This window comes from uncultured Sunxiuqinia sp., from assembly GCF_963974515.1.
GTDB lineage: Bacteria > Bacteroidota > Bacteroidia > Bacteroidales > Prolixibacteraceae > Sunxiuqinia.
In genome coordinates this window covers 1-2,908 of record NZ_CAXBDD010000204.1, presented here as the reverse complement: position 1 = coordinate 2,908, position 2,908 = coordinate 1, and the positions used below count along the sequence as shown (strand labels likewise).

The window sequence follows — 2,908 nt, the reverse complement described above, 5'->3', positions numbered from 1 at the left end:
GAACGCGTACCCGACAGCGAAGAATTGCTGGATGTGCTTACGGGGAAAAGTATCCAGGGGCGTGACGAACTCATTATTGAAGCTTCAACCAGAACGGCTTTACGCAAAGGTGATTGGGCGCTGATTCCACCATACAAAGGGCCTGCTGTAAACAAGCAAGTGAATATTGAATTGGGCAATTCCGATGAGTTTCTTTTATACAACCTAAAGGATGATATCGGGCAGCAGGAGAATCTGGCCCAATCGAATCCGGAAAAACTTCAGGAGATGATTGAAACCTTTCAGAAAATTCGTGGAAAAGAATTCAATGAAATTGAGCAATTGGAGTTGAAATAGACCAGAGAAAAGATGAAGTTATCCCATCCATTTTTAATAGCGCCTTTGCTTTTTCTACCACTGTCTAAGCTTGTAAAGGCTGGTCCTGTCAATTCAGACCGGGAAAAACCAAACTTCATTTTAATTGTGGCTGATGATTTGGGTTTTGCTGATTTAAGTCTGAATGGCAGCAAGCAAATTCGCACGCCCCACATTGACCGGCTGGCAAAAGAAGGCGTGAATTTTACCCAGGGGTACGTTTCGGCGCCGGTTTGCGGGCCTTCACGAGCTGGTTTAATCACGGGAAAAAACCAGGTGAAGTTTGGTTTCGATAATAACCTTGCAACAAATCAGCCGGGATTTGACCCCGAGTTTTTGGGCCTTCCGGTTGCTGAACGAACAATTGCCGACCGGCTGAAACCCTTGGGTTATGTTTCGGGACTAGTTGGTAAATGGCATTTGGGCGAAGGCGATCGTTTCCACCCGTTGAACAGAGGTTTCGACGAATTCTGGGGCTACCAGGGCGGCGGGCACGATTATTTCACTTCCGAGCCGGATGGAAAAGGCTATTTGTCGCCCATCGAGTGCAATTACAAAACGCCGCAAGCCATCACTTACATCACCGATGACAAAGGCGATGAGTGTGTGGATTTTATCCGAAGGCATAAAAATGAGCCGTTTTTTCTATTTGCTTCATTCAACGCGCCCCATTCTCCCATGCAGGCACCCGAAGCCGATTTGGAGCTTTTTAAGCACATAAAAGATGATAATCGGCGGGCCTATTGCGCGATGGTACATCGACTCGATGTAAATGTTGGACGCATAATGGACGCATTAAAAGAAGAGGGTCTGGAAGAAAATACGCTGGTGGTTTTTATCAGTGATAATGGTGGCCCATGCGATCAGAATGCTTCGGTTAATGCGCCTTTTAACGGGCAGAAGGGAATTCTGCTTGAAGGTGGCCTCCGGGTGCCGTATATTATGAATTGGAAAGGGAAGTTGCCGGAAGGAAAAACCTATCAGCATCCGGTGATTTCACTCGATTTTGCACCTACGTTTGTAGCGCTTGGTGGCGGAGAAATTACTGAAGAAGACCAGTTGGATGGGATTAATTTAATTCCTTATCTCACAAATCAAAAAGAAGAAAAACCACATCAGTTATTTAACTGGCGGTTTACCATCAGTGCTGCCACGCGCGATGGTGACTGGAAACTGGTCCGCTTGCCCGACCGTTTGCCCATGTTGTATAACCTTGCTGAGGACATTTCGGAGCAAAACGACGTGGCACTGAAAAATCTGGACCGGACTAATACTATGCTGAAGCAACTCGGCGAATGGGATGTTTCCCTGCCTCATCCGCTTTTCTTGGAAGGCGCCGAATGGAAAAAATGGCAATTGGATTTGTATGATGAAGAATATCAACTTGTTCAACCAGAATGAAAATGAACTTTAAACGACTCTTTTTAATATCGCTTTTTATATTTGGAATAACCGGCAAAAATATTGCTCAGACCATTAATCCTGGTGATATCTGGCCCGACAATAATGGTGTCCATATCAATGCACATGGCGGTGGGTTGCTTTTTCATGAAGGTACCTATTACTGGTTTGGAGAGCACAAAATCGAAGGGGAAAAAGGAAATCAGGCATGGGTCGGTATCCATTGCTACTCATCAAAAAATCTGACCGACTGGCACGATGAGGGGATCGCATTATCCGTAAGTAAAGATCCGGAAAGCCCAATTGTTGAGGGGTGTATTATTGAGCGGCCGAAAGTCGTTTACAATGAAAAAAATCAGCAGTTTGTCATGTGGTTTCACCACGAACTAAAAGGGATGGGCTACAAGGCGGCCAAAACCGGCCTGGCAGTTTCCGATAGGGTAACCGGCCCGTATAAGTATATTCACAGTATCAATCCAAACAGCGGTTACTGGCCGGAGAATGTTTGCTCAATTCATAAACAGCCTGTTCCTGAGACAACTGAATCATCCTATTGTGGAGGCCCGGGTTGTCTGCCCGCTCACCCCGATACCGTGAATATTCTGGGACGTGATTTTGAAAAAGGACAGATGTCGCGCGACATGACTTTGTTTATAGATGATGACGGCACGGCCTATCATATCTATTCATCGGAGGAGAACAGCACCACACATATTTCAAAATTGAGTGACGATTACCTTTCATTTTCAGGCGAATATGTACGTGTTTTTCCGAACCGGTACATGGAGGCACCGTCCATTTTCAAACATCGGGGCAAATACTATTTCATAGCCTCAGGGTGTACGGGCTGGGCGCCCAATGCTGCACGTTTATCAGTGGCCGACGACATTTTCGGTCCGTGGACAGAGCTCGGCAATCCGTGTGTGGGCGAAGGAAAAGAAACTACCTTTGGGTCACAAAGCACCTATATTCTCCCGATTGAAGGAAAGAAAGATGCTTTCATTTTTATGGCCGACCGCTGGAATCCTGAAAATGCCATCGACGGGCGTTACGTGTGGCTGCCTGTTCAGTTCGATGAAAATGGATGGCCGTTTCTGGAATGGATCGATGAATGGGGACTGAGTTTTTTTAAGTAATCAGATAAATAAAACAC

The 2,908-nt window shown here is 45.9% G+C and carries 3 protein-coding genes; all 3 read left to right on the top strand.

Features of this window, described 5'->3' with window-relative positions; all coding sequences use genetic code 11:
• The coding region (locus tag AAC033_RS18885) for a hypothetical protein (RefSeq protein WP_339741093.1) at positions 1-336 on the top strand (336 nt) is incomplete at its 5' end.
• A gap of 12 nt (positions 337-348) precedes the next feature.
• The gene (locus AAC033_RS18880) at positions 349-1,755 is read left to right on the top strand and encodes a sulfatase-like hydrolase/transferase (RefSeq protein WP_339741090.1); all 1,407 of its coding nucleotides are present in this window, start codon (positions 349-351) and stop codon (positions 1,753-1,755) included.
• Between the two features lie 2 nt (positions 1,756-1,757).
• Positions 1,758-2,891 carry a glycoside hydrolase family 43 protein gene (locus AAC033_RS18875; RefSeq protein ID WP_339741087.1) on the top strand — a complete coding sequence of 378 codons (1,134 nt, stop codon included), beginning with the start codon at positions 1,758-1,760 and terminating at the stop codon, positions 2,889-2,891.
• Positions 2,892-2,908 lie beyond the last annotated feature (17 nt).

Bases quoted from the DNA above. Each gene is read 5' to 3' on its own strand.
- AAC033_RS18880 (WP_339741090.1), top strand. From the start codon at position 349: ATGAAGTTATCCCATCCATTTTTAATAGCGCCTTTGCTTTTTCTACCA.
- AAC033_RS18875 (WP_339741087.1), top strand. From the start codon at position 1,758: ATGAACTTTAAACGACTCTTTTTAATATCGCTTTTTATATTTGGAATA.